This is a genomic window from Planctomycetota bacterium (assembly GCA_016207825.1).
Taxonomy (GTDB): domain Bacteria; phylum Planctomycetota; class MHYJ01; order JACQXL01; family JACQZI01; genus JACQZI01.
Genome location: JACQZI010000037.1, coordinates 1 through 19,576, shown reverse-complemented (window position 1 = coordinate 19,576; position 19,576 = coordinate 1). Strand labels below are relative to the sequence as shown.

The 19,576-nt window shown below is 46.3% G+C and carries 16 protein-coding genes; 8 read left to right on the top strand and 8 right to left on the bottom strand.

Features of this window, described 5'->3' with window-relative positions:
- Positions 1 to 34 precede the first annotated feature (34 nt).
- Entirely contained in the window at positions 35 to 679 is a 645-nt protein-coding gene (gene fsa / locus HY811_11470) for a fructose-6-phosphate aldolase (GenBank protein MBI4835419.1), read from the bottom strand.
- 140 nt (positions 680 to 819) lie between these two features.
- Between fsa and HY811_11465 the strand changes: the two genes are divergently transcribed.
- A complete protein-coding gene (locus HY811_11465; GenBank protein ID MBI4835418.1) occupies positions 820 to 1,200 on the top strand; it encodes an acyl-CoA thioesterase in 381 nt (126 codons plus the stop codon).
- A 15-nt stretch (positions 1,201 to 1,215) separates the two neighbouring features.
- Here the strand turns inward: HY811_11465 and HY811_11460 are convergent, their stop codons facing one another.
- The 5 genes from HY811_11460 to HY811_11440 all read right to left on the bottom strand — a co-directional run bounded on the left by HY811_11460 (position 1,216) and on the right by HY811_11440 (position 7,032).
- Positions 1,216 to 2,646 carry an MFS transporter gene (locus HY811_11460; GenBank protein MBI4835417.1) on the bottom strand — a complete coding sequence of 477 codons (1,431 nt, stop codon included), beginning with the start codon at positions 2,644 to 2,646 and terminating at the stop codon, positions 1,216 to 1,218.
- Between the two features lie 155 nt (positions 2,647 to 2,801).
- Positions 2,802 to 3,569 (bottom strand): hypothetical protein, encoded by a 768-nt coding sequence (locus tag HY811_11455; GenBank protein ID MBI4835416.1) that lies wholly within the window; start codon positions 3,567 to 3,569, stop codon positions 2,802 to 2,804.
- Positions 3,570 to 3,686: 117 nt separating this feature from the next.
- Positions 3,687 to 4,292 carry a DJ-1/PfpI family protein gene (locus HY811_11450; protein MBI4835415.1) on the bottom strand — a complete coding sequence of 202 codons (606 nt, stop codon included), beginning with the start codon at positions 4,290 to 4,292 and terminating at the stop codon, positions 3,687 to 3,689.
- Between the two features lie 2 nt (positions 4,293 to 4,294).
- A complete protein-coding gene (locus tag HY811_11445) occupies positions 4,295 to 5,662 on the bottom strand; it encodes a phosphomannomutase/phosphoglucomutase (GenBank protein ID MBI4835414.1) in 1,368 nt (455 codons plus the stop codon).
- A gap of 59 nt (positions 5,663 to 5,721) precedes the next feature.
- On the bottom strand, positions 5,722 to 7,032 hold the full coding sequence (locus tag HY811_11440; protein MBI4835413.1) for a nucleotide sugar dehydrogenase: 1,311 nt from the start codon (positions 7,030 to 7,032) through the stop codon (positions 5,722 to 5,724).
- A 140-nt stretch (positions 7,033 to 7,172) separates the two neighbouring features.
- Between HY811_11440 and HY811_11435 the strand changes: the two genes are divergently transcribed.
- The 6 genes from HY811_11435 to HY811_11410 are packed head-to-tail and all read left to right on the top strand — an operon-like array spanning position 7,173 to position 14,768.
- Positions 7,173 to 8,498: a CCA tRNA nucleotidyltransferase gene (locus tag HY811_11435; GenBank protein ID MBI4835412.1), complete on the top strand. Its 1,326-nt coding sequence runs from the start codon at positions 7,173 to 7,175 to the stop codon at positions 8,496 to 8,498.
- Positions 8,499 to 8,509: 11 nt separating this feature from the next.
- A complete protein-coding gene (gene asnB / locus HY811_11430) occupies positions 8,510 to 10,474 on the top strand; it encodes an asparagine synthase (glutamine-hydrolyzing) (GenBank protein ID MBI4835411.1) in 1,965 nt (654 codons plus the stop codon).
- Positions 10,471 to 11,619, top strand: a complete 1,149-nt coding sequence (locus tag HY811_11425; GenBank protein ID MBI4835410.1) for a glycosyltransferase family 4 protein — start codon at positions 10,471 to 10,473, stop codon at positions 11,617 to 11,619. Before asnB ends, HY811_11425 begins: the two co-directional genes overlap by 4 nt.
- Before the next feature lie 2 nt (positions 11,620 to 11,621).
- The gene (locus tag HY811_11420) at positions 11,622 to 12,374 is read left to right on the top strand and encodes a methyltransferase domain-containing protein (protein MBI4835409.1); all 753 of its coding nucleotides are present in this window, start codon (positions 11,622 to 11,624) and stop codon (positions 12,372 to 12,374) included.
- Between the two features lie 5 nt (positions 12,375 to 12,379).
- Positions 12,380 to 13,465, top strand: a complete 1,086-nt coding sequence (locus HY811_11415) for a hypothetical protein (GenBank protein ID MBI4835408.1) — start codon at positions 12,380 to 12,382, stop codon at positions 13,463 to 13,465.
- Positions 13,449 to 14,768, top strand: coding sequence for a DUF2341 domain-containing protein (locus tag HY811_11410; protein MBI4835407.1), 1,320 nt, complete (start codon positions 13,449 to 13,451; stop codon positions 14,766 to 14,768). Before HY811_11415 ends, HY811_11410 begins: the two co-directional genes overlap by 17 nt.
- A 10-nt stretch (positions 14,769 to 14,778) precedes the next feature.
- Here the strand turns inward: HY811_11410 and HY811_11405 are convergent, their stop codons facing one another.
- Both HY811_11405 and HY811_11400 read right to left on the bottom strand, forming a co-directional pair.
- Entirely contained in the window at positions 14,779 to 15,747 is a 969-nt protein-coding gene (locus HY811_11405; GenBank protein ID MBI4835406.1) for an HD domain-containing protein, read from the bottom strand.
- Positions 15,744 to 17,702 (bottom strand): sigma 54-interacting transcriptional regulator, encoded by a 1,959-nt coding sequence (locus HY811_11400; GenBank protein MBI4835405.1) that lies wholly within the window; start codon positions 17,700 to 17,702, stop codon positions 15,744 to 15,746. The genes HY811_11405 and HY811_11400 overlap by 4 nt, the downstream gene beginning before the upstream one ends.
- 195 nt (positions 17,703 to 17,897) lie before the next feature.
- Between HY811_11400 and HY811_11395 the strand changes: the two genes are divergently transcribed.
- Complete coding sequence (locus tag HY811_11395; GenBank protein MBI4835404.1) at positions 17,898 to 19,208, top strand: GTPase; 1,311 nt, start codon at positions 17,898 to 17,900, stop codon at positions 19,206 to 19,208.
- Positions 19,209 to 19,576: the final 368 nt, after the last annotated feature.

Below are 19,576 nucleotides of genomic sequence, written 5' to 3'. Positions count from 1 at the left end.
GGATAACGATACATTTTTATATGCCCAAAGGCGGTTATACTTTTACTTTTGCCCAGTCCTTAAGGAAAATCTCGATTCCGTCCTCGGTTAAGGGGTGCTTGAACATTTTTTCAAACACTGCGTAAGGAATGGTCGCGATATCCGCACCCGAAAGCGCCGTCTCCACCACGTGCAAAGGATGCCTGATACTCGCCACGATTATTTCCGTGGGAAACTTGTAATTAAGATAAATCTGCTTGATCTGGCGGACGACATCCATCCCGACGTGCCCGGCGTCATCCAGCCGCCCGACAAAAATGCTCATGTAACTCGCCCCGGCCTTGGCGGCCAGTATCGCCTGGAGTGAACTGAAGCATAATGTTACATTGGTCTTTATCCCGCGCGCGGAAAGGGCCCGCACGGCCTTGAGCCCTTCGGGATTCATCGGAATTTTCACCACGATATTCTTGGCAATTTTTACTAGCTCCTCCGCCTCTTTAACCATTTCGTCCGCAGTTTTCCCGACCACTTCCGCGTTGACCGGACCTTTGACGATGGCGCAAATCTCTTTAACCAGCTCCTTAAAAGATTTTTGCTCCTTGGCAATCAGGGTCGGATTGGTGGTCACCCCGTCCAAAATCCCCATATCCTGCGCTTGCTTAATATCTCTCAGGTTTGCGGTATCTAAAAATATTTTCATGCGGAGCTCCTTACTTTTGAATCAATATAACGTAACGATTTTCTTGCTTTGCTTAAGGAATTTTATATTATGCCTGTAACGAAGTCAAGAAAAGGTAATTATCGACTGAACCCGCTTAATCTGTATACAAAGGAGAAAACATGGAAATAAAAATCTATTATGAAGACACCGACTGCGGCAACGTCGTTTATTACGCGAACTACCTTAAGTTCTTTGAGCGCGCCCGCACCGATTACATGAACCGGCGCGGGGTGGATTTAAAAGCCTACCACGACAAAGGCGTTTTCTTTATGGTCGCTTCGGCACGGGTTGATTACCGCTCCCCTTCACATTATGGAGAAATAATAGTGGTTGATACATGGATCTCTAAGTTCGGCGGTGCCAGTTTTGTCTTCCAGTATAAAATAACCGAGAAAGAAACCAAACGCCTGGTGGTGGAAGGCGAAACCACTATCGTCATGGTGGATACCAAACAAAAACTGAAGAGGCTGGACCCGGAAATGATCGCTAAATTAAAATAGGCGCCCCGTTTGAACTTAAGAGCTCTTCCCCGGTTTTTCTTCCCGGGCGAAAACCGTGCTCATAAACCCCAGCAACCCTTTGACGCGTCCTGCTATATTATCAATAAGATATAAAACCGGCTTGCTTTTCGGCTCGATTATCAGCTTTGAAAAAGGCACCAGAAATGCGAATCTTCCGATGGCCGTAAAAAAGAATACCCATTTTACAAAATCCAGAGAAAGGAAAACGAAACCCGGCGGGATTATATCCGCCACATATCCGATAAGGAATTGCGGAAGCGCCGCGGAAACGCTTGTCAATACGCCGTATACCGCATAATACATTTCTTTATGCTCTTTGGGGGCGCTTCCCAGAAGCATCTTTAAAAGCGCGATTTCCATTCCCGCCCACATAAAACCGCTAGAAATGCCGTCCAGATAAATCATGATGCTGAAATTGGAATCGGAAACCACCCAGTATAAAGGATGGAGCGAAACAAAAAATATCACCACCATGATTACAGGTTTGCATCCGTAGCGGTCGATAAGCCTACCCCAGATTAACAGCCCCAGGATACGGAATGATAATGCCAGCGATTCATAGAATTTTATCGTGGAATAACCCCATTTTATATTATTCTTAAGGTACGGCAGCCAAAACGGCGCGGCAAAACTGTTGATGATGCTCCAGGCGCAAAATAAGATTATAAATATTCTGAATTTTTTATCCGCCAAAGTAATTTTTATATATTTCCATAGCATTATGGGCTTGCGCTGAGTTTCTCTTATCGCGAAACACGGTTCGGGCTGTTTTATAAGAAATACCGTGGCGATTATGCCCGCTATTGCTCCCAGCAACGAAAGCAGTCCAAGATTAATAAAATTAAGCGCTTCTTCTTTTGTCAGATAATCTATTGTGGGCAGCAAATTGTAGATATACCCGGCAATCTGTTTTCCGTAATCTTGAAAAAGCCCAGCTGCCTGTCCAACAACTGCTCCTACTATCGCGCAAATCATGTTTCGTCGGCTAAAATATCTTCCGATCAATTGCCTCGGCACGAGGTCGGACATCCAGGAAGTCCACGGGTTTCCTGCCATCGCCCCGGTAATCGCCGCTAAAACATAAAGGGCGAAGAAAATATTCAATGCCTTGTTTTTAATAAACAGAAAAGGCAGGAATATTACTGCGAACCAGCAAAGTCTGGATAAGGCCGCGGTAATTACGGTAATCGGTTTGCGTGACGATAAGGATTGCAGCCAATAAGCGGTAAAAATCTGCGCCACGATTACCAACGGAGGCAAGGCAGTCCAAAGCGCGAAATGGATGTTTTTCGCACCAAGATCGCTTATATATCCGATAGAAAACACACCGCCAACCAAAGTCCCATGTATGGTGGTAAACACCCCGTCCCAGATGGATATATTTAATCCCTTGCGGCGTTCGGCCGCGGTTATTTCTCTTGCCATAGATAATCTCGCCCATTACCTCAGTCTAATTCGGGTTACTATAATGAAATCGGGTTGGTTTGTCTATAAATTACCGCCTTCCAGATTTGTCCCAAATAAAAACCCCCTCTTACAGTTCGTCCAAAGAGGGGGTTTGTCAGCTTAAAATAATTTGTTTATTCTTCCTTTTCCTCCGGCGGCATCGGTGGTTTCTGATTATCGTTCTGGTTTCCACCCCTTCTCATTCCGCCCCGGTTATTTTCCTGGTGGCCGCCCATATTGCCTCTTTGTCCCGGAGGGGGTGGCATTAAAATATCTTTGGCAATCTTTTTGGTAATATTTTCCTTTTCGGCTTCCACGATTTTCGCCAGGTTCTGGTGATGTAAAACCATTTCCGCCGTTATCTTCCCGGCAATCTTTTCGGCTTCGGCTTTGTATGGGTCCATGAGCTTTTCCATATCTTCTCTCATCTTATCATCCGGCTTGGGCGCATCTTTCCCCGGCTGTTCTTTCGGAGGTTTGGTTTCGCCGTCTTTCGGCTTCAATTCTTTCCTCATCTTCTCCCTAAGGACTTTCATCTCTTCAAAGAGAGGCTTCATCGCCTCGCCATGACGCTTCATTTCTTCCTGCACCTTCAGGTTTTGCATAAATATATCCGGCCCTCCCTGCATCGGCTGGTGCTGCCCCCTGAAGCGTTCGCCTTTATTTCTTTCCCCCCGGTTCTTGTCCTCGGCAGACGGCATGGGTGGATTGTCTTCTCCTTCTCCTAATTCACCTTCTTCGAATTCCATCTCGAACATATTATCAGGCTCCATAATCTCATCATATCCGACAGGCGGTTCCTGCCTTTTCTGGTTTCCCTGAGCGACACTGTCATGTGCCCAGATTAAAATCAGCCCGGCAATAGCAAGCGCTACCATCGCTATTTTTAACCCTTTTATCATACCACGCTCCTTTCTCTTTATATATTATTTATCCGTCTTATAATTTATTGACAGACTATTCTTATATAATTAAACACGGCTGGAGGGGAAATGTTTCGCTGAATATTGGAATTGTATTTACTTAGCCCTTTGGGCCAAGGCATTGACAATCGCCTCGGCAAATTCACCGGCAGCTTCGGGTCCGTTGGCAGTGATAATCAGCCCGTCTTTCACAACCGTTTTGTTTTCATAAAGCGCGCTTTTGGCTTTCAGCGTTTCGGCTTCGGATTCATACACCGTCGCCTTTTTGCCTTTGAGTAAATCCGCATTGGCCAGTATCGCCGGCGCCAGGCATATTGCCGCCAAGAGTTTGTTCTTTTCCACCGCTTCTTTGGCTATCCTTTGGGCATCGCTATCCTGAAAATACTTCATCGCACCAAGGCCGCCCACGAATATAACCGCGTCATATTCATCTGCCTTGGCATCCTTAAGTAGAATATCCGGTTTTACCTTTTCCTTCTTGAGCATTCCGTGCGCTTCTCCAAGTTCGGATGAAGCGACTGTAATCTTGACGCCCGCTTTTTCCAAGAGCGTCAGCGGAATTCGGTATTCCTCGTCGCGGAAATTCTGCGGCGCGATAATTATCAGCGCCGTCTTGCCATTTAAATTCGGAAGCCCCGGAGTCTTTCCGTTACATCCCATTAACCCTACAAACAGTAAAACAATAATAATAACTTTTTTCACTATTAGCCTTCCTTAATTATCTTCACCAGCCTGTCCGTTATTTTATCCAGTTTGTCCTTGGTTTTGGCTTCCAGGTTAAGTCTCAAAAGCGGCTCGGTATTGGAAGGCCGTAGATTCAGCCACCAATCAGGGTATTCTATGGTCACACCATCCAGTTTATCCTTTAGCGAAGCGTCCTTAAACTCGACGGTAATCTTTTCCATTACGGCATCCTTATCCTTCACCTCAAAGTTCTGCTCGCCGGAGGCAAAATAGCGCTTGAATGGCTTGATAATCTCTGAAACCGGCTTTCCTATACGCGTCACGGCGTTTATAAAATTGACAAAGGCGACAATCCCGGAATCCGCGAACCAGTAAACCGTTCCTACGCCCTTGGGACTGGGATAACTTTGGCGGAAATAATAATGTCCGGATAATTCGCCGGCAAAAGGCGAATTGTATTTCCGCATCATCTCCTTGATAAATGCGTGGCCTACTCGCTCCCTTATCGGCTTGCCTCCGGCTTTAACGATTTCTTCTTTGACCGCCCAACTTGAGCGTAGATCGTAGACAATCCCGGCGCCAGGCTCGGCGGCTATCATCTCCCGCGCAATCAGGGCGGAAACCATGTCGCTCGGAATCCGCTCGGCCTTTTCATCCAGGAACATGCAACGGTCGCCGTCCCCATCAAAAGCAACCCCGAAATCCGCCTTATTCTTCAATATCGCCTTTTTGATATCTACCATGTTCTCGTCATTCATTGGATTGGGCTCGTGGTTAGGAAACCTTCCGTCCGGCTTAAAATATAATGCCGTGTAGGCGAATTCCGCCTTAGAAAATATCTCTTCAAATACCGGGCCGACTGCGCCGTTGGCTGTATCCACCACTATTTTTACCGGCTTGGGAATCTTGACCAGATTCAGGATAAGTTTCTTGTAATCAGCTTTGATATCAAGCAAAGCGGTCTTAGTCTTTGCCGGAGCATATTTATACTGTAAAGAAATCTCATCCGCAATTCTCTTTATATCTAATAATCCCGTTTTCTCTGACAAAGCAATGGCGTTCTCGCGACAGATTTTGAATCCGTTGTATTCGGGTGGATTGTGAGAAGCAGTCACCATAACCATTGCCGGGAATCCGTAGACGGCACTGGCAAAATAAGACATTGGCGTGGTGGCAACCCCGATATCCGTCACCGCGACTTGCTCATCCGTTAAGCCCTTGACTAAAGCGTCCCGCATGGAATCTGAGGATAAGCGGACATCGCGCCCGATGGCGATAGATTTAACCTTAAAGTATCTGGCAATCGCCCGGCCGATGATATAGGCCTTAGGTTCATCCAGCTCGGAAGGATATTTCCCGCGGATATCGTACGCTTTAAAAATCCCCATACTTAAATCTGTACACTGATTAAACCGATTAAGCAGATTAATCCACTCAATCCGTGTACTTAAGCCTTAACTATCTTCTCTTTCCCCACTGTCACCTTTGCCGTGGCGTTACGGCTGTCCACTACCAGATGGGAATTCTTCACAATCCACTGGTAATCATAAATCGAATGGTCTGTAGCAATCACCACCGCGTCCTGCTTCTTCAAAAGGTCCGCGGTAAGCGCCTGCGACTTCAAGCCAATTTTATGCTGGCGCAGGTGCGGGAATTTCGGGATAAAGGGGTCGTTATAGCACACGATAGCGCCCTTTTCCTCCAGTATTTCTATCAAACGTATGGACGGCGATTCGCGCATATCATCCACGTCCTTTTTATATGCCACGCCGAGAATGAGAATCTTGGCACCTTTAATGGATTTGTCTCGCACGTTCAAGGCGTCAATCACCCTAGTCACCACATAATAAGGCATATTGGTATTGATTTCCCCGGCGAGTTCAATAAACCTTGTCGGCATTTCAAACTGACGCGCTTTCCAGGTAAGGTAAAACGGGTCTATCGGGATGCAATGCCCGCCCAGCCCCGGCCCCGGATAAAATGGATGGAATCCAAAGGGCTTGGTTGAAGCGGCTTTTATTACTTCCCAAACATCTATGTCCATGCGGTCAAAGAGCATCTTAAGCTCGTTTACCATCGCGATATTAATACAGCGGTAGATATTCTCCAAGAGCTTGGTTGCCTCGGCAACGCGCGCTGTGGAAACCGGCACGATGTTTTTGACCACGCTCCCGTATAAAAGCGCAGCAAGCTCGCCAGATTCTTTATTCACTCCGCCGACCACCTTTGGTATTTTCTCCGTGGAGTAAACGGGGTTACCCGGGTCTTCGCGCTCTGGTGAAAATGCCAGATAGAAATCCTTGCCGAATTTGAGGCCTGATTTTTCCAGTATCGGCAGGACATCTTCATCCGTTGTCCCCGGATAAGTAGTGCTTTCCAGTATGACCAGGTGGTCTTTGCGCAAATTCTGTGAAATCACCTCGGCGGTATTAACTATATAGGAAAGATCCGGCTCGCGCATCTTGGTCAAGGGGGTAGGCACGCAGATAATGATGGCGTCCGTGGCTTTAAGCTCCTTGAAATTATTGCTCGGGCGAAAACCCTGTCGGAGCATCTGTTTTATGGAATCGGAGGAGATATGCTTAATGTAGCTTTTGCCCGCATTAAGGTTTTTAATCTTTTCCTTATCGATATCGAACCCAATGACGGCGAATCCGTTCTGGGCAAAAAGGCGTGCTAAGGGCAGCCCGACATAACCCATCCCGATGATTCCGACCTTGGCTTTTTTGGACTTTATTAGCTCAATAACCTTTTTCATGCTTTTCTGCCTTTCGTAAGCAAGCGGATTAGAAAGTATATCAAATCCGGTTCGGAATGCAATAAAATATTGACATTGCGGGGCTATTTCGCTTCGTTTTTATTTGAGTATCCGCATTGGATTTGATATAGTTTTAGGTCATGCAAACCAAAAACCCCAAATACGAAACGGCATTGGGCGTCTTAAAGCGGCTCCGTAAGCACGGATTTGCGGCCTATTTCGCAGGAGGGTGCGTGCGCGATAAGCTGATGCACCGCATTCCCGAAGACTATGATATCGCCACCGGCGCGCACCCCAAAGACGTCATCCGAATATTTAAGAAAACCGTTGCCACAGGAAAGGCCTTCGGCGTAATCAATGTTATCGAGAAGGGGTTTAACATAGAGGTAACCACCTTCCGCACCGAAGGTCCCTATTCGGACGGGCGCCATCCGGACAAAGTAAAATTCTCCTCCCTGGAAAACGACGTCCTGAGGCGCGACTTCACAGTCAATGGTATGGGCTTTGACCCGCTGGAAAACCGGCTGGTCGATTTGGTCGAAGGGAAGAAAGACCTTAAACGCAAATTCATACGCGCCATCGGCGCTCCCGTAGAGCGTTTCAAAGAAGATAAGCTACGAATGCTCCGGGCAATCCGCTTTGCCGTGCAATTGGGATTTAAAATAGAGCCGAAAACTTTTTCCGCCATAAAGAAATTCGCCCGGAAGATAAAAGTGGTCAGCGCCGAACGCATCCGCGATGAGATCAAAAAAATGCTCCTTTCAAAAAGGCGCGCTGAAAGCATCCGGCTTATGGATAAAACAGGGCTTCTTAAAATATTGCTTCCGGAAGTCCATAAGATGAAAGGCGTAAAACAACCCAAGGAATTTCATCCGGAAGGAGATGTTTACGTTCATACATTAAGGTGTTTGGAAAAACTGCCCGTGTCTTTAACTTTCGAGCTCGCTTTTGCCACGCTTTTGCATGATGTCGGTAAACCCAAGACATTTATGATAACGGACCGGATCCGTTTCCACGAGCACGAACACAAAGGCCGCGATATCGCCGGAAAGATATGTGACCGATTCAGGCTTTCCAATGCAGAAAAGGAAAAAGTGATGTTCCTGGTCGATAAACACATGGCTTTTAAGGATATCGAAAAGATGCGGACTGCGACTTTAAAACGGCTTTTCCGTGAGCCTCATTACGCTGAACTTGCCGAGCTCCATAAGGCGGACCGGCTGGCAAGCGATTTGGACCTTAAACCTCATTATTACGCCCAGCGGAAGTTTAAGAAGCTTTCCAAAGAAGAACTTAAGCCGAAGCTCCTGATAAACGGGCATGATTTAATCCGGCTCGGGCTGAAACCGGGCCCGCTATTTTCGGTAATACTGAAGAAGGTGGAAGAAACGCAGTTGGAGAAATCTGTTTCCACTAAAAAGCAGGCACTGGAGCTGGCAAAATTAGTCGCTAAAGAAGCAAAGTAAGCGTAAAAATTATGTGCGGAATAGCCGGAATCGTTTCATTAAATAATAAACCTGTCGACGCGGAAGCACTCGGGCGGATGACGGATATCGTGCGCCACCGCGGCCCGGACGGGGAAGGATTTTTGCTGTTCGGGAGTTCTGGCAACAGGATAATAGATAAGTCCTCCGATTTATCCGTATACAAAAACACAAGCTGGTCGGTCGGCTTGGGGCACCGCCGACTGTCCATCATAGATTTGACGGATGCCGGATGCCAGCCAATGTCTTACTCTAATGGCAAGCTCTGGATAATTCACAACGGCGAGGTTTATAATTATATCGAATTACGGAAAGAGCTTGAAGCCAAAGGCTATAGCTTCAAATCCCAGACGGATACGGAAGTGATTATGGCGGCATATGAGGAGTGGGGAGTGAACTGCCTTTCCAAATTCAACGGGATGTGGTCGTTCGCGATACTGGATTTGCGCAAAAACATCCTCTTCTGCAGCCGCGACCGTGCCGGGGTAAAACCATTTTATTATTATTTCGACGGCAATTATTTTATTTTCGGCTCGGAGATAAAGCAAATCTTGTCTCATCAGAATGTAGCGAAAGAGATAAAGACAGGTGTCCTTTTTGATTACCTGGTTTACGGCTTGCTTGATCACTCCGAAGAAACCTTTTACCAGGGTATAAAACAACTGCGCGGGGCGCATTATCTGGAAATACCGCTTGGCAAACAAGGCTATATGCCGAAACCAGTCCGCTATTGGGATATCAATCTTAATAGCAAACTGACCGGCTGTTCAGACCGGGAATATGAAGAGATTTTCCTGAATCTCTTTGAGGATAGCATCAAACTGCGCCTAAGAAGCGACGTCCCTATCGGAAGCTGCCTTTCAGGCGGATTAGATTCTTCAGGAATAGTTTGCGTTGTAAATAAATTACTGCAATTGGAAAATAAAACGGATCTCCAAAAAACATTTTCTTCCTGTTTTGAGAATAGGATCTATGACGAACGCCAGTTTATACATAAAATCACCGGTTTTACAAAAGTCAAGCCCTATTATACCTTCCCGTCGGGAAAAAAACTATTTGAAGAAATCGAACGGTTTGTCTGGCATCAGGATGAACCAGTCATTTCCAGCAGCCCTTACGCGCAATGGAATGTTTTCCGCTTGGCAAAGGAAAGCGGGGTAACGGTCATGCTGGACGGGCAGGGGGCAGACGAAATCTTTGCCGGGTATCCTACTTATTACGCGGTCTATCTTATCCAGTTATTGAAACAACTGCGCTTTTCAGCTTTATCGGCGGAGCTTTCCGGATATTGTCGTGTCAGAAAGTCTTCTCTCGCTAAAATAGCCGGCGATTTATTTTCCGCCTATCTCAGCCGTCGGCTTTACCGCATCTTCGACCGAAGGGTACGGCACGAAATAAAATGGCTGAATACTGATTTCTGGCAAGAGGGAGTGAAGCAATCCCCGCATAATAAATACCTGCAAATGCTTAAAAAGGAAAATCCGTATGAAGGCGCAGGGGATTTAACAAAGAAATTATACGAGATGTTTGTTTCCGCCAGCCTGCCGGCGTTACTGCGTTATGAAGATAAAAATTCCATGGCTTTTTCCATAGAATCAAGAGTTCCTTTTTTGGATTACAGGATTGTCGAGTTTGTTTTTTCGGCTCCTGACAACCAGAAAATCCGGAACGGCTGGACCAAGTATCTTTACCGGCAAGCGATGAAAGGAATATTGCCAGAGGAAGTACGTCTGCGCCGCGACAAAATGGGTTTTGTCACTCCGGAAGATATCTGGCTAACCCAAACCCAGCGGGTTAATTTTGAGAATCTTTTACAAACTATTCCAGATAACGATGCTGTTTTTATCCGACCTGAACTGCAAAAAGAGTTTAAATCCATCCTAGAAGGAAAAATGCCTTTTAGTTTTACTCCATGGCGCTGGATAAATGCCCTAGTTTGGAAAAAACAATTGTCATGAAAATATTATCGCTAGCACAGGTAGATATGTCCCAGACGGATGCGCGGGTAGTGCATCTCTTGGATTTAGCCAAGGCCTTTCGGCAAATTGGTGTAAAGACAGATGTGGTTGTTATCAGCCCCAAACCATCCGTCATTAAAGAAAAGAATTTGACTGTTTATGTTTTACCCAGATGGACTAATTTTTGGTTGATTGAAGGGATTGTTTCAAGCATTATTGCCTGGTTTATCCTTATTCTTAAATGCCGGGATACCCGTTACGATAAAATTTATGTCCGTCACCATCCAAATCTTGCCCTAGCCTTAAGATTTTTGCCAGTTAGAAAATCCATCTGGTTGGAAATTAACGGTTTTTTCAGCGCCGAAGAATCATACCGGAAATCAAGCTGTATGTGGCTGCGACGCCGAGCGGGAAAATGGCTGGAAAAATTAGTCTTTAACCGTGCCAGCAGGTTGTTTTGCATCGACAGCCGCCTTGCTGAAAAAATCCGCCACACTTTTTCGATACCGGATAAAAAGACGGTTGTCGTCGCTAACGGGGTAGATATTGAGCTCTATAGACCGATGGACAAGATAAAATGCCGCCGTCAACTGGGCTTAGAGGAAAATGTGGTTTGCATCGGATTTATCGGTAACTTCGCCGGCTGGCAGGGAGTTGATACTTTAATAGAAAGTTTGCCTCCGATTCTGAAAAAGCATGATAAAACAATTGCCGTTATTGTAGGCGACGGGGAATATTTCAACGATTATATCGCGCTTGCTGAGAAGCTTAATATTAAAAACAAGGTCCTATTCCCGGGAAAGGTTCACAAGGATATTGCTCCTGAATGGATTAATACATTTGATATTGGGGTCGCCCTGATGCCTCCCCAAAGGATTTGCTCTCCATTAAAGGTTTTTGCTTATATGGCGTGCGGTATTCCGGTTCTGGCAACGGAAGCTTCTTTTTCGCAGGAAGTCAAAAACTGCACCGCCGGAATTCTGGTGACTTATAACAACCGAGATGAACTGATTGGCGCGCTGGAAAAACTGTCAACCGACGAAAAACTGCGATTAGAGCTGGGCCATAACGGCCGCAAATGCGCAGAGAAATTATTTTCTTGGAGGATCGTTGCCGAACGGATCTTATCCTTTTCCTCCAAATAATTATGGGATTTATAAAAAACATTTTTAAAAGCATTGTCCCTGAAAAATGTCATCTGCGGGTAAGATATATTTATTCGCTTTTTTATCTGGGTAAAAAGTACGCTTGCCCTTGTTGCGGAGGAGAATTCCGGAAGTTTATCGGATTCTCAGAAGAACAGCCGGATGCGATTTGTCCCCGGTGCGGCTCGTTTGAGCGGCATCGCCTTCTCTGGTTGTATTTAAAAGAGAAGACGGACTTTTTCAGGGCGCCACTGAAGGTTCTTGACATCGCGCCTTTGCGATTCCTCCAGGGAAAATATCGGGCATGCCCGAACCTTGATTATTTAAGCGCTGACCTTTCGTCATCTTGGGCTATGCTGAGGGTGGATTTGACAAAAACACCGTTCCCCGCGAACCATTTTGATTGCATAATTTGTTATCATGTGCTTGAACATATTCCAGACGACCGAAAGGCAATGAATGAGATTTGCCGGATATTAAAACCGGGCGGATGGGGAATCTTGCAAACACCGGTTGATATTAAGCGAGAACGAACCTTTGAAGACCCTGCGGTACCGGCGGCGGAACGGGAAAAGGTTTTCGGGCATCCGGACCATGTCAGGATTTACGGACGAGATTATTTCAAGAGACTTGAAGAAGCGGGTTTTATCGTAACACCTGATAACTACGCGGCCATGCTGGGAGATACCCTTATCCAAAAACACGGCTTGCTGAAAGATGAAAAGATTTGTGTTTGCCGAAAGCCTAATAAATAAACGTTATGAAATTTATCTATAAAAACGCCCGTCTGCCGATAAATTGGCAGTTACTTGAAAAGATAAATCAGGCCGCGGAAAAGGTTTTCATCAAGCTGAAATCTTTTAAAATAACCGAACTTCAAATATCCGATTACGGCAAAACATATCTTGCATCCAAAACGGCAAACCTGACGGCGAATTTACAGTTGTATTCTTATCTTCTGGCATGGGTGCTTGTTGGAAACAATAAGCCATTGAAAGAATTCGTCTTTATAGACTACGGGGGAGGTTCGGGCATACTTTCTTTATTGGCCAAGGAACTTGGGCTGGGCACGGTGATTTATAATGATATCTACGACGTTTCCTGTAACGACGCCAAGACAACCGCCAGAGCACTCGGACTGGACGCGGATTATTATGTCTGCGGTGATATAGATGAAACCATCTCCTTTTTACATGAGCATGAACTTAACTGCGATACGATTGCCTCTTACGACGTAATCGAGCATGTCTATGATATCGCCTCTTTTTTTGATAAGCTTCCCGGCTTATCCGATGGGACGCTAAAGATAATCATGGCGTCCGGCGCCAATATGTTTAATAAGCTTTATACCTTGCGCGTATCGAGGAAGCAATATGAAGCCGAGCATTGCGACCGGAAACCCGAATACGGGCATAAAGAACGTGATACCAGCCGTGCTTACTTAACCATCCGCCAGGAAATCATCCGCGAACGCGTATCAAGCCTTTCTGAAGTGGAAACCGACAAGCTGGCAATTGCCACAAGGGGAATGATGAAACCGGATATCATAAAAGCGGTTGATGCCTACTCAAAAACCGGTTGCCTACCCAAGCAACTGTCTCACCCGACCAACACCTGTGATCCATATACTGGTAACTGGATGGAACACCTGATGAATCCTTATCGCTTAAGAAACGCCCTGTCACAAAAAGGATTTAAGGCACGGATAATCAATGGCTATTACGGCTGCAGGAATAATCCGCTTTATAGATACGCGGGGAGCTTTTTAAATCTTTTCATCTCAACGATAAGGAATAAGGGAATATTCTTATCTCCGTTTTTTATTCTTTATGGCGAAAGACGCTAATTTTAGTTCGGCGCAGAAATTCTTAAAAACACTTGCCCTTTTTACAGTGTTTTTAGCGCTGCTGTTTTTCACTATCCGTAATCCCTCTCTCGTTCTTTCCCAATCAAGCGGCGATAAACCATCCGGGTGGTGGGATGCAGATTGGGCATACCGAAATAATATAGAAATAACCAATCAGACAAAAACACCTTTGAACAAAAATTATACGATAGATTTCGTGATAGATAAAAACCGATTTGGGAACAACGCATCCCCTGTTTTAGCCGATCTAAGACTGGTTTATAAAGGGACGGAAATTCCTTTTGTTATCGAAAACCAAGACGAAAAGGCTAAAGAAACGACACTGTGGTTTAATTTGGAAAAAGCTCTTCCGCCGGAATCAAAAGATGCTAATTATTGGCTTTATTACGGCAATCCCGGCGCCACGGCGGCTAATTTTACGCTATTCGACCTTCTTCCGTTTTATGAGGATTTCAGTTCCGGCAAATTAGACGCCGCTAAATGGGAAGCGGAAAAAGAAATCGATTATTCTATCCGCAAAGATAACGCAGGCAAAAGCTCGCTGGTAATCAATTCGCTTAAAGACGGGAAGGACAATGATTGGAATAACCGTACGATAAAAATCAAAAACATTCCGCCCCTTCAAGGTTTCGCGATAGAATGTGACATTCTTTACGGGGACACCGCCGGATACATTGAAGCATTTTATCTGAATGTAAAGCTAACATCTCCGGTTAAAATCAATGACGAGCTTAAAAACCGGCTTAATAAACTTGTAGTTAGTCTCGGCGATGATGATTGGGAAACAAGGGAATCAGCACAGAACGCTTTAATAAAAATCGGCGAGCCTTCCCTTGAATCATTGGCAAAAACACTTAAAGAAACATCGGACCCGGAAGTAAGGATGCGTATTAATTATATATTGAAACAAATAAACGAATCTCTTAAAAGCCGGGAAATCACATTGGGAATTAATGATTCCTGGAATATGTATACGGGAGATATTTACGCGGTTATTGCCGGAGAGCAAAAAGTTAATTGTAAATACGGCGTTTTGCCTGCCGAACCGGCAATATATAAAGCATCCCTTTTTCATGAAACAGACGGAACAACAACCATCAAAATTAATAACCGGAAAATTACCGGCAAAATTACCGGGGAGCTAAAAGATATGTCTTTGCTAATAAACCATTATGCGCCTTATAAATTTTACCCGTTGGAATGCAAGCGCCTCTTGGTAAGAGAGTATATTAATCCTCCTCCCAAGATAATGATTGGGGAACGAGTAGAAAATAAAAAATAACCGCCTTTTATTATACGGTTTCTGGAGGGCGGTAGAACCGGCGGTCCAGCGACGGCAGCCAATTGGTCCACACTGCCTCCGCGGGCAGCGTTTCCGTAATCTCGTAATATTCCGCTAACCGTGCATCTATATTATCCAGGAAATGCAGTGCCATTGCCTCGGCGGTCATCGGGACAACCGGCGCCCCGTATTCACGCTCCCCGTGATGGCTGATGATAAGATGCCGCAGCTGCATTAATAACTCCACCGGAAAATCCTTGATCGCTTTGGCCCTTTCTTCCAGCATTAAAATTCCTAAAACCGTATGGCCAATTAACCTGCCTTCATCCGTATGGTCGGGCCGCAGTTTAATCTGATATTCCTTGACCTTGCCTATATCATGGAGGAAAACCCCGAAGAGAAGCAAATCGCGATTGAGTTTCGGATAGCTCACCAGAAGATTCTTTGCCAGGCTAAGGATGGCAACAGTATGCTCCAGCAATCCTCCCAAATATCCCTGATGATGCGTTATGGAGGCGGGTGCCTTCTTGAAAGAATCAATAAACTCCTTATCCTTAAAGAACAAAGTGCCCAGCTTGGAAAGGTGTGGATTTTCGATTGCCTCCATCGCCTCGGACAGCTGGGAAAACAAGAGTTCAACATCCTGCCCGGACTGGCGGACAAAATCAGATAAATCTATATCGGTTTCCTCGATCCGGTCAAGGCTGTCTACTATTATCTGCCGCCCGTATTTGGCGCTCGCTTCCAGCTTCCCGGCGACATAAATAAAATCGTCCTTGGCGAAACTTTTATCCAGCCTGTCAATATTCGCGTTATTCCACATCTTGGCAGGAATGCTCCCGGTCTTATCCGCCAGTTTCAGGTCAAAATAAGGACGGTTGTTTTTATCCTTTTTGACATCCTTGGCAGCGACCAGGAAAACCCGCTTTATTGTTTCGTTGTCTTTCAGCTCGCTGATATATGGCTTTGTCTGTTTCATACCGGGATATCATACTCCTTTATCTTCTTATCCAGGGTCGGGCGGGATATCCTGAGCATTTTCACCGCCACGGTTTTGCGCCCTTTTGCCTCGGTCAACGCCTGTATGATACATTGTTTTTCCACTTGCTTGAGGATATTATCCAAAGACATCTTATTGAGATTTTCCATTATCATCATTTCATGGGTAGGCGCCTTTTTGGTGATGTGCATGGGCAATTCTTCCGGGGTAATTATTGTCTTGGCCCCTAAAACCACCGCGCGCTCGATGATATTACGCAACTCCCGGACGTTTCCGGGCCAATTGTAAGAAACGAGATATTTCATGGCCTCCGGCGTAATGCTGGTGATATTCTTCTTGCTCGTCTCGGCAAACTTACGCAGGAAATGTTTTGCCAGAAGCGGGATATCGTTCTTCCGGTCGCGCAAGGGCGGCAGGATAATCGGCATGACCGCCAGACGATAGTATAAATCCTCCCGGAATTTCTCTTCTTTTATCAGCATTTCCAGATCCTCGTTGGTCGCGGCGATTATCCGGACGTTTATCGACATCACTTTTATCCCGCCCACCCTGGTGAACTTGCGCTCTTCCAGTACCCGCAGGAACTTCGCCTGTGTTGCCATATCCATATTGGAAATTTCATCAAGGAAAATTGTCCCGCCTTCGGCAAGCTCGAATTTTCCAACCTTCATGCGGCTGGCGCCGGTAAAAGCCCCGCGCTCGTGTCCGAAGAGTTCGCTTTCCAGCAATGTCACGGGGATGGTGGAGCAATCCACGGCAATAAACGGCTTGTCGCGCCGGTTACCGGCATAATGGATGGCATGGGCGATGAGCTCCTTGCCGGTTCCCGTTTCGCCTCCCAAAAGAACGGTTACATCCGAAGACGCAATCTTGTTTATCTTATCCAAAACATCCTGCATGGATTTATCTTCGCCGATTAAGCTGGCTTCTTCCTGGGTTTTCTTCCTGAGAATTTTCACCTCCTCATTAACCTGGTGGTAAAGCCGGGTGTTTTCCAGGGCAATCGCCACCTGCTGGCTGATGGCAATAAGCAGGTGAAGCTCGTCTTCGATAAATGTATATTGCGGGTCGCGCGTATCCAGGTATATTGCCCCGATGAGTCGGTTCTTGGTCACCAGCGGCGTGCACAGGATCGATTTTATCTGGTCGAGCCTTATGCTCTGGCTTAGCTGGAAACGCTTATCAACCTCAATATCGGGCGAGAAAACCGCCCGCTTGTTTTTAATCACTTCCTTTAAAATGGTCTGGCTTAAAGTGATGTCCCCGCCCGGGCCTTCGGGTGAGCGGATGATTGCCGGATGGACCTCGTTGCCCGCTTCATCGGAAAACATAATCGCCACCCGTTCCGCTTTGATAACGGAAAATATGATTTCGCAGGCGCGTTTGAGCAATTCCTCTTCTTCCATCATGGCGCCGGATAAAGAAGCGATTTCATAAAGTGCTTTGAGGCGCTGGTTAACCACTTCCAGACGCTTCATTGCCTCGCTGTCAATCGTTTTCCCGGTCTTCTTAATCGGCGTCAGGGCGCGGGATTCGTCAAGCGCTATGGTCGCCTCCGGAATGGACGTGGTAATCATGGAGGTCGCTACGGATTCTTCATCCGGAAGGACGATTAAACTATCCTCTTTCCCGTAAGCGGTCTTTATGTCAAAAGAAGGCTCGTATATCATTTTCACCGTCCCGATGGCTATTTCATCACCTTCCTTTAAAACCTGTTCTTCAACCTTCTTGCTGTTTACGAAAATGCCGTTGCGGCTGTTCAAATCACGAATGATGAAATTACTACCCTTTTTAACTATGATGCTGTGATTGCGCGAGATTTGCTTGCCGAAAAGTTGGATAAGGTTGGAGGAGGCCCTGCCCAAAGAGGTGTTTCCGCTTATCTCGTAAGTGGTTCCCTTGCCCATGCCTTCGATAATCAGTAATTTTGGCATATCTTGCCCTTGATTATAGGAAAAGCCGCTTTGCGGGGCAACAAAAAACACTCGGATTTTCCTTGCTTTTAGGCTTTTCCCAGTATAAAATCTCTTGTCTTTAAACTAATAATCTCAATCGAGTGCGCCCATTCAGGGGGGTTCCTGTAATCGGGCGTTCCCGAAATCCCGCCTTGCGGGAAGGAGTGACAGACTATGACTAAAAACGTATTAATTATGGGCGCCGCAGGCAAGGATTTCCACCTTTTTAACATGCTTTATCGCAATAATCCCCAAATCCACGTGACCACTTTTACGGCAACCCAGATTCCCCATATAGACGACCGGCGCTATCCGCCGGAATTGGCTGGCAATTTATATCCCCAGGGCATCCCCATAAAGCCGGAAAAAATGCTGACCGACCTTATTAAACAGGATAAAGTAGAAGAAGTCGTCTTTGCCTACAGCGACGTTTCCTATAATTATATCGATGTCCAGAGAAAAAAAGTGGAACAGGCTGGGGCTGTCTTCACGTTACCCAAAACCGAGGGACTCATGGTAAAATCCACCAAGCCAATCGTGGCGGTCTGCGCGGTCCGGACCGGCGCGGGTAAAAGTCCGGTCTCCAGATGTGTCGTGAAAATCCTTAAATCCATGGGTAAGAAAGTAGCTGTCTGCCGCCACCCGATGCCCTACGGGAATCTGGTCGAGCAAACGGTCCAGCGCTATGAAACCGTCGCCGATCTTGATAAGCATAAATGCACTATCGAGGAAAGGGAAGATTACGAACCCCATATCAGGAACGGCATCATAGTATTCGCCGGGGTGGATTACGAAAAGGTCCTGCGCGCCGCGGAAAAGGAAGCGGACGTCGTCATCTGGGATGGCGGAAATAACGATATTCCATTCTTCAAGCCCAATATCTATATCACCGTTGCCGACCCCTTGAGGGCAGGCCATGAACTAAGCTATTATCCGGGCAGGGTGAATTTCGAACTGGCGGATGTCATCATCATCAATAAAGTCGATTCCGCCAAGCCGGAAGAGATAGCCTCCGTGGAAGCCAATGCCCGGAAATATAACCCGAAGGCGAAAATCGTCAAGGCGAATTCAATAATCTACGTCCCGGACCAGGAACAGGTCAAGGGGAAACGAGTCCTCGTTATCGAAGACGGCCCGACCGTTACCCACGGTGAAATGGGCTATGGCGCCGGGTATCTTGCGGCGAAGAAATACGGAGCCAAGGAAATCATTGACCCGCGACCTTATGCCAAAGGCGAGATAAAAGACACGTTCGAAAAATACAAACAGACATCTTCGGTCCTGCCGGCAATCGGCTATACCCCCAAACAGATGAAGGACATGGAAGATTCGATTAACGCCGTGCCGTGCGATTTGGTCCTAATGGCGACCCCGACGGATTTGGGAAGGTATCTGAAGCTGAATAAGCCCTATTTATTTGTCAGTTACGAGACCGAAGAAATCGGCAAACCCAATCTGACAGATATCCTGTCTCCATTAAAATAAATGAAGTTGGGGCGACCCAAAGGCCGCCCCCCTCACTACTCGCGCCTCCACTTGTTCTTTCAATCAGGTGTCCCGATCCTATTTCCCTGCCTGATAAATTTAATTATATTGAAATAGAAATTAATATACGAGCTTTAGCCGTCCCAGCGCAAAGACGGGGATTCGTTTTACCGTCGCACCCCCTATTCCGGTTTTTCTACTCACCCCGAATGGGGGTAGGGAGGGGAGTATAGGGGAGGTGGGTAGAGGGGGTGGTGATACCCTGTAAGGAGGGCATAACTATTTTTGTTCCCCTTAAATAGAAATTCTATATACTCCCTTTTCGCGCTCGGCATACCCCGGATAGGGATAGGCTAGGGGGTATAGGG

Excerpts from the sequence above, each read along its gene's own strand:
- fsa (MBI4835419.1), bottom strand. The coding sequence starts at position 679 with ATGAAAATATTTTTAGATACCGCAAACCTGAGAGATATTAAGCAAGCG.
- HY811_11465 (MBI4835418.1), top strand. The coding sequence starts at position 820 with ATGGAAATAAAAATCTATTATGAAGACACCGACTGCGGCAACGTCGTT.
- HY811_11460 (MBI4835417.1), bottom strand. The coding sequence starts at position 2,646 with ATGGCAAGAGAAATAACCGCGGCCGAACGCCGCAAGGGATTAAATATA.
- HY811_11455 (MBI4835416.1), bottom strand. The coding sequence starts at position 3,569 with ATGATAAAAGGGTTAAAAATAGCGATGGTAGCGCTTGCTATTGCCGGG.
- HY811_11445 (MBI4835414.1), bottom strand. The coding sequence starts at position 5,662 with ATGGGGATTTTTAAAGCGTACGATATCCGCGGGAAATATCCTTCCGAG.
- HY811_11440 (MBI4835413.1), bottom strand. The coding sequence starts at position 7,032 with ATGAAAAAGGTTATTGAGCTAATAAAGTCCAAAAAAGCCAAGGTCGGA.
- HY811_11435 (MBI4835412.1), top strand. The coding sequence starts at position 7,173 with ATGCAAACCAAAAACCCCAAATACGAAACGGCATTGGGCGTCTTAAAG.
- asnB (MBI4835411.1), top strand. The coding sequence starts at position 8,510 with ATGTGCGGAATAGCCGGAATCGTTTCATTAAATAATAAACCTGTCGAC.
- HY811_11425 (MBI4835410.1), top strand. The coding sequence starts at position 10,471 with ATGAAAATATTATCGCTAGCACAGGTAGATATGTCCCAGACGGATGCG.
- HY811_11420 (MBI4835409.1), top strand. The coding sequence starts at position 11,622 with ATGGGATTTATAAAAAACATTTTTAAAAGCATTGTCCCTGAAAAATGT.
- HY811_11415 (MBI4835408.1), top strand. The coding sequence starts at position 12,380 with ATGAAATTTATCTATAAAAACGCCCGTCTGCCGATAAATTGGCAGTTA.
- HY811_11410 (MBI4835407.1), top strand. The coding sequence starts at position 13,449 with ATGGCGAAAGACGCTAATTTTAGTTCGGCGCAGAAATTCTTAAAAACA.
- HY811_11405 (MBI4835406.1), bottom strand. The coding sequence starts at position 15,747 with ATGAAACAGACAAAGCCATATATCAGCGAGCTGAAAGACAACGAAACA.
- HY811_11400 (MBI4835405.1), bottom strand. The coding sequence starts at position 17,702 with ATGCCAAAATTACTGATTATCGAAGGCATGGGCAAGGGAACCACTTAC.
- HY811_11395 (MBI4835404.1), top strand. The coding sequence starts at position 17,898 with ATGACTAAAAACGTATTAATTATGGGCGCCGCAGGCAAGGATTTCCAC.